Below are 5,741 nucleotides of genomic sequence, written 5' to 3' on the forward strand. Positions count from 1 at the left end.
CCCGTGCCCCCCGCCCCGGACCTTCCCTGGCAACCGGCGGCCCAGGACGAGATCGACACCGCCCTGCTGCGGCGGCTTCGAGACGCCCTGGAGGCCCTGTGATCCGCGCGCGACGACAGCGTGCCGAAAGGAGACTGGTCATGGCCGTCGAAGCCGACGTCCTGAGCGAACTACGCCGACTGCGCACCCGTATACCCCTGCTCGCGGGATCCCTGGCGGCCAGCGCCGACGGTCTCGTCCTCGCGCAGGACCTTCCGGACGCCGAGACGGAGGGGCTGGCGGCCCTCACCGCGGCAGCCCTCGGCGTCGCCCACCGCATGGTCGACACCGCCCGGCGCGGCGAGTTCTGCGAGCTGCTGGTGCGCGGCACCGACGGCTACGTGGCGACGTACGCGGCGGGGCCGTCCGCCGTGCTCACCCTGCTCGCCGACGACCGCGCCAACGTCGGCCGGCTCCATCTGGAGGGCAGACGCAGCGGCGCGCGGATCGCCGCACTCGTCGCGGCCGAGGCCGATTCCGACGCGGGTGTGCGCCGCCCCCGGCGGGCGCTCCCGGACGATCCGCCGCCCCTCGCCGATCCGGGCCGCGCGCTCGGCACCCTTCCGCTGCGGATACCACAGCAGTCCCGGCACTGGCTGCGGCCCGAGGCCGGCAACTAGTGCCTACGAACCGTCTCACCCCTGCTCAACCTCCTTTGACCTGAGAGGACATGACACATGGCCAACCTGGAAGTCTCCCTCAAGGAGTGCCTCAGCTCCATCGACGGCGCGACCGCGGCAGCCCTCGTCGACTACACCAGCGGTATGGCGCTGGGCACGCTCGGCGGCGGCAAGGACTTCGACCTGGAGGTCGCGGCGGCGGGCAACACCGACGTCGTACGGTCCAAGCTGCGCACGATGGAACACCTCGGCCTCCAGGGCGAGATCGAGGACATCCTGATCACCCTGAGCGGCCAGTACCACCTGATCCGTCTGCTCAAGGGGCGGGACGGGTCGGGCCTGTTCCTCTACCTCGTGCTGGAGTCCAGCCGTGCCAACCTGGCGATGGCCCGGCACCAGCTGCGCAGGATCGAGAACGAGCTGGAGATCTGAGCACGCGGTCCCGGGTCAGCGACGTCCGCGTCGGCCGCGCACCGCGCGGTCGGGCGCGTCGGCGCCGGGCGGCCCGCTGAACCCACCGGGGACCAGTCGCGGCGCCGCCGCCCGGGACCCCGGAGACACGGGCGCCACACCCGGCTCGGCCGGCCTCCCGAGCGGCGCGGCCCGGCCCAGCACCCGGGTATGGGACATCAGGGGGGCGCACGCGGAGCAGACCTCGCTGAGCGTCCACACCTGACCCACCGAGGGATCGTGACGCAGGACGAGGAGCACCACGCCCCCGCACGACACCCGGGTGTTCTCGTGCAGCACGCAGCGCTGCTGACGGCACGAGCAGGCCGCGTCGGGACGCACCGAGGCCGCCTTCGCGTGGGCGGCGGCATGGGCTTCGGCGAACCGGCGCAGAGCGGTGATGTCGCGGGAGCGAGGAGGCATGCTGCACGCCGAGGAGCAGCTGACGGTGGCGGTACGGTCGCGATGTCCCGTCACCCGGATCGTCCAGGACCTGCCGGGACGACGGGCTGAGGGCGCGTCAGGGTAGGTGAGAGCCAAGACCTTGTGTCCTTCGCGGGAGGTGTCGGGCGGAAAGCCGCTGAAGGAGATCTACCCGTCCTGGCAGCACTCGCAGCATCGGCGCGACCACGGATTGACCCACGTCGGCGCGGACCGCCGCACCGGCGCACAACCCGTCGCACGGCGGCCCCGCGCTCCCTCCCCGCGCGCGGTCCGCCGTGCGGCGCTCCCGCTCGCTCCGGGGCGATACGGTCACTCCATGTCCGACGCCCGGTTGACCACCTCCTCCTTCCTCGTTCTCGGCATCATCGACAAGCTGGGCGAGGCGAGTGCGTACGACGTGAAGGTGGAGGCGGCCCGTACGGTCGCGCCGTTCTGGTCCGTACCGCACGCCCAGGTGTACGCGCAGTGCGACCGCCTGCTGGCGGCGGGCCTGCTGGCCCAGGTACGGCAGGAGAGCGGCCGCAACCGCCGGGTGCTGACGCTGACCGAGTCCGGCCGCGGCGCGCTGCGCGGCTGGCTCGACGACCCGGAGTTCGTGCCGGTGGAGGCCAGGGAGCGCGGCATCCTCAAACTGTGGTTCGGCGGCAGCCCCGACGTGCTGGTCCCGGAGCAGCTCGACGCCCACGCCCGCACCCTGCGCACCTACGAGGAACTCGCCGCGAGCGTGGGGGACCTGCTGACGCCAGGCCAGCGCGAGGCGCTGGAGTTCGGCCTGCGCTACGAGCGGATGATGGCCGACTTCTGGGAGTGGGTGGGGCGCCGTGAGGAACGTACGCGGGACCGTTGACCGCGCGGCCGGGTCACCCCTACCTTCTCGATAGTCCAGAAGAGACTATCGGCGGCCGGGGTCCGGCCGCGGGCAGGGAGCCGTCGTGCGTCGTCCAACGAGGGCCGGCTGGCGCCGGGGCGCCGTCGTCGCGGTGTCCGCGGTCTGCGTGGCCTACGCGCCGATCGCGATGACCGAGCTGTGGCCCTACGCCCGTCCCGGCGCACCGGCCTACGGCGAGTGGCTGCTGGGCCGCGCGGTCTCGCCCCGGTACGTGGCCGACGCGCTGGCGACCAGGATCGGGCCGTACCGGCACAGCCTGCTGCCGATGATCGTGCACTCCGTGCTCGGCGGCCTGCTCATGCTCCTGGGCCCCGCGCAGCTGCTCACGGCCGCCCGCGGGCGGCCGCGGGCGCACCGGCTCCTCGGCGTGGTCTTCGCGGCGACCGTGTACGCCTCGATGGCGGGCGCCGGACTGTACCTCGCCCGGACCGCACCCGCGGACGCGTTCAGCGGCGCCGCGTTCTGGATCGTGCTGGCCGTCATCCTGGTCGGCACGGTGTTCAGCGTGACGTTCGGCGTCCTCGCGGCCGTCGGCGGCTTCCCCGACCTGCACCAGCGCTGGATGCTGCTGTGCTACGGCTTCCTGCTGACCGCGCCGCTGCTGCGCCTGGAGTGGGGCGCGCTGCCGTGGCTGCTGCCCGGACTGCCCATGACGGACGTCAACCAGGTTGCGATCATGCACCTGGGCTCGGTGGTCGCCCTCGGCGCGCTCGTCGCCTCGCGCACCCTGGACCGGCGCGGGCGGCTGGCCGGCGCGGGCCGTACGTGGGCACCGCTGCCGGTGCTGGTCGCCGCCCATCTGGCCGGCGCGGCGGCCCTGGCCCGGATCGGGTACGCGCTCCTGGTGACGGCCGGCCCCGGGCGGCGGCTGCTGTGGGCCTACCTGCTGCCGTACGCGGTCGCCTACGCCGTCATGGCCGTCGGCGCCCGGCGCGCCGGGCGGCAGGGACGCGCCTGGGCCCGGGAGGAGTGGCTGCTGCACCTGACGGGCCTGTGCCTGGCCCCGGTGCTGTCGGCCGGTTCGGCCCCCCTGCTGGAACGGGGGCTGGGACTCGATCCGTACACGGCGCTGGTCGCCGGGGTGTCGATCGGCGGCGGCGTCCTGGCGTTCACCGCGACGACCGTGGTGAGCCTGCGGGTCATGTACGCCCGCGAGGTGCTCAGGCGGGCGGCTCCCGCGGTGACAGCGGCCGTGTCGCCGGTCGGCGGAACGGTGTCGTAGCCCGTGACCGATCGACCGCGATCGCCCGCGTGACCGAACACACCGGAAGCCGGCGTCGTCCGGTGAAGTCGACTCGAACGGATCGGAGGGACAGCACCGTGCCGGAAGCTCCCACCACGCCCGCCCCGGACGGACGGCCGCTGACCGCCGGGGTGGCGGTCCTGGCCACGGCGGTGGCGGTGATCAGCGTCCTGGTCGGCGGACTGCTGGCGGCCGTCAGCCTCACCGGTCACGTCCTCGGCGCCTGGCCGTCGCCCGGATCCCTCAGCCCGGGCCTGGTCGGCGCCGCGATGCTGGGCACCTCCCCGGGCCTGTTCGCCGTCGGCCGGGCCGCCCGCTGGCAGGACGTCCGTACGCTCGTGTACGCGCTCGGCGTCGTGCTCGTCGGCCTGTTCGCCGTGACCCTGCTCAACGCCGGCCGGCTGTACGTCGCCCACGGCGGCGGCATCGTCGCGGTGCTGTTCAGCCTGGGCTGGCTGTTCGTGCTGGGAATGCTGTGCGTGGCCGCGCTGGCCACCCTGACCTGGCAGCATCTGGGCGCCGCCCGCCCGGCGCGGCCCCGCGTGCTGCCGCTGCCCGCCTGGTCGAAGCCGCCGCTGGCCGTGCTCGGCTCGGCCTGGCTGGGCATCGGCACGGGACTGCTGCTGCGACCGGGGTTCTGGGCCGCCTTCGTCCCCTGGGACGTCGCCCGCCCCGACGCCCAGGCGCTCGGGGTATGGGCCCTGGCCCTGGGCACCGGTGTGCTCGGCGCCCTCGCCGAGGACGATCTCGCCCGCACCCGCCCCGCCCTGCTGGCCCTGCCCGGGACCGCGCTCGCCGCGACGCTCGTCCTCGCCGTCCACGCGCGCGACGTCGACTGGTCGTCCGGCCCCGCGCTGAGCCTGGTCTGCATGCTGGCGGGCCTGGCGTGCGCGGGCGCGAGCGGTCTGGTGCTGCTGTCGAGGTCGCCCGCCCCCGTTCAGTGAGGGAACACGCGGGGCGGGCGCAGGCTCGGCAGGTCGTCGCGGAACTCCGCTATGACGGAGCTGATCTGCCGGGTCAGGACGGTGTGCTCGATCCGGTCCAGATACAGGTTGCGGCGGGCCAGGCCGACCGCGTCGACGCAGAAGTACACGGCCATCAGCGGGTTGACGAACAGCCGGCTGTTCTTCGTCCGCTCGGTGAACCGTACGTCGCCGAACTCGCCGCGCACGGCGGCGGCCACGGATCCGTTGACGATGCTCGGGTGGTCCGGGGTGCTGTGCTGGGCGTGGGCGACCGCGTCGACGTAGAGGGCGCCCTCACGGCTGTCGTACGGCAGCGAGAACGCGCCCAGCCAGGCGCCCTCGCGCTGGAGAGCGGCCAGGTTCTCCAGCACCAGCGCGTGGTTGACCCCGTGATAGGCGTCCACGCCGAAGCCGAGGCACGCCACCAGCCGCTGCTCCACCTCGTCGAGACCGGCCACGGCGCCCAGGCTGGCCATGTCCTCCTCGGGGGTGCCGAGCCCGTCCTCGTCCCCGCGCATGAGGATGTCGGTGCCGCCGTCCACCAGCACGATCGCGTCGACGCCGCCGAGGTGGTCCAGGAGCGCGCGGTAGGCGGCGCGCAGCGGGGTGACGCCCGTACGGGAGAGCGCGTACACCGTGGACGGCATGCCGTGCGTCTCCAGCCAGCGGGCGAGGGTGCGCTCGGGGAAGTAGTCGCCGCGTGCGACGGTGTCCGGGCGGATCGCGGCCACGTCCTGCTCCAGCCACACGTCCAGGTCCAGTCCGTACAGGTCGGCGAAGGACAGGTTCGCCAGGTGGACCTCCTTGCCTGCCGCCCGCAGCGCCAGGGCCAGCGGCAGCCCGGCGTAGACGTCGAATCCGCCGCCCGCGCCGGCGACGAGGATCCGCCGGGCATCACGCAGACGGGTGAACAGGGGCGGCTCGTGGAGGGTGAACACCGGGGGAAGCTAGCAGGCATCGGCGCGGCGCGACGGTGCGGCGGGTGACTGCGCGGATGCGGGCGATCAGCTCCCGTACGCCGAAGGGCTTGGCGAGGTAGTCGTCGGCGCCGAGTTCGAGGCCCACGATCCGGTCGGCTTCCTCACCTCGTG

The 5,741-nt window shown here is 73.9% G+C and carries 7 protein-coding genes and 1 pseudogene; 5 read left to right on the top strand and 3 right to left on the bottom strand.

The window, feature by feature from the left end; genetic code table 11:
- Window positions 1-140: 140 nt before the first annotated feature.
- Both FNH09_RS43835 and FNH09_RS43840 read left to right on the top strand, forming a co-directional pair.
- Window positions 141-659 carry a roadblock/LC7 domain-containing protein gene (locus FNH09_RS43835; protein ID WP_152895452.1) on the top strand — a complete coding sequence of 173 codons (519 nt, stop codon included), beginning with the start codon at window positions 141-143 and terminating at the stop codon, window positions 657-659.
- 57 nt (window positions 660-716) lie between these two features.
- Window positions 717-1,091: a roadblock/LC7 domain-containing protein gene (locus FNH09_RS43840; protein WP_152895453.1), complete on the top strand. Its 375-nt coding sequence runs from the start codon at window positions 717-719 to the stop codon at window positions 1,089-1,091.
- Between the two features lie 15 nt (window positions 1,092-1,106).
- Here FNH09_RS43840 and FNH09_RS43845 read toward each other — a convergent pair whose 3' ends face one another.
- Window positions 1,107-1,532: a hypothetical protein gene (locus tag FNH09_RS43845; protein ID WP_152895454.1), complete on the bottom strand. Its 426-nt coding sequence runs from the start codon at window positions 1,530-1,532 to the stop codon at window positions 1,107-1,109.
- A gap of 337 nt (window positions 1,533-1,869) precedes the next feature.
- Between FNH09_RS43845 and FNH09_RS43850 the strand changes: the two genes are divergently transcribed.
- From FNH09_RS43850 to FNH09_RS43860, 3 genes are all read left to right on the top strand, one after another.
- Window positions 1,870-2,400 (top strand): PadR family transcriptional regulator, encoded by a 531-nt coding sequence (locus FNH09_RS43850; protein WP_152895455.1) that lies wholly within the window; start codon window positions 1,870-1,872, stop codon window positions 2,398-2,400.
- A gap of 85 nt (window positions 2,401-2,485) precedes the next feature.
- Window positions 2,486-3,664 (top strand): DUF2306 domain-containing protein, encoded by a 1,179-nt coding sequence (locus FNH09_RS43855; RefSeq protein ID WP_338017862.1) that lies wholly within the window; start codon window positions 2,486-2,488, stop codon window positions 3,662-3,664.
- A 98-nt stretch (window positions 3,665-3,762) separates the two neighbouring features.
- A complete protein-coding gene (locus tag FNH09_RS43860; RefSeq protein ID WP_152895456.1) occupies window positions 3,763-4,629 on the top strand; it encodes a hypothetical protein in 867 nt (288 codons plus the stop codon).
- Here FNH09_RS43860 and FNH09_RS43865 read toward each other — a convergent pair.
- On the bottom strand, window positions 4,623-5,588 hold the full coding sequence (locus tag FNH09_RS43865; protein WP_162470006.1) for a DUF1152 domain-containing protein: 966 nt from the start codon (window positions 5,586-5,588) through the stop codon (window positions 4,623-4,625). The two genes, FNH09_RS43860 and FNH09_RS43865, sit on opposite strands and share 7 nt — an antisense overlap.
- A pseudogene (locus FNH09_RS47955) lies at window positions 5,575-5,741 on the bottom strand (DNA-binding response regulator); the annotation flags it as partial. The pseudogene FNH09_RS47955 and the gene FNH09_RS43865, both read right to left, overlap by 14 nt.

This window comes from Streptomyces adustus, from assembly GCF_009377175.1.
GTDB classification, from domain to species: domain Bacteria; phylum Actinomycetota; class Actinomycetes; order Streptomycetales; family Streptomycetaceae; genus Streptomyces; species Streptomyces adustus.

Excerpts from the sequence above, each read along its gene's own strand:
- FNH09_RS43835 (WP_152895452.1), top strand. The coding sequence starts at position 141 with ATGGCCGTCGAAGCCGACGTCCTGAGCGAACTACGCCGACTGCGCACC.
- FNH09_RS43840 (WP_152895453.1), top strand. The coding sequence starts at position 717 with ATGGCCAACCTGGAAGTCTCCCTCAAGGAGTGCCTCAGCTCCATCGAC.
- FNH09_RS43845 (WP_152895454.1), bottom strand. The coding sequence starts at position 1,532 with ATGCCTCCTCGCTCCCGCGACATCACCGCTCTGCGCCGGTTCGCCGAA.
- FNH09_RS43850 (WP_152895455.1), top strand. The coding sequence starts at position 1,870 with ATGTCCGACGCCCGGTTGACCACCTCCTCCTTCCTCGTTCTCGGCATC.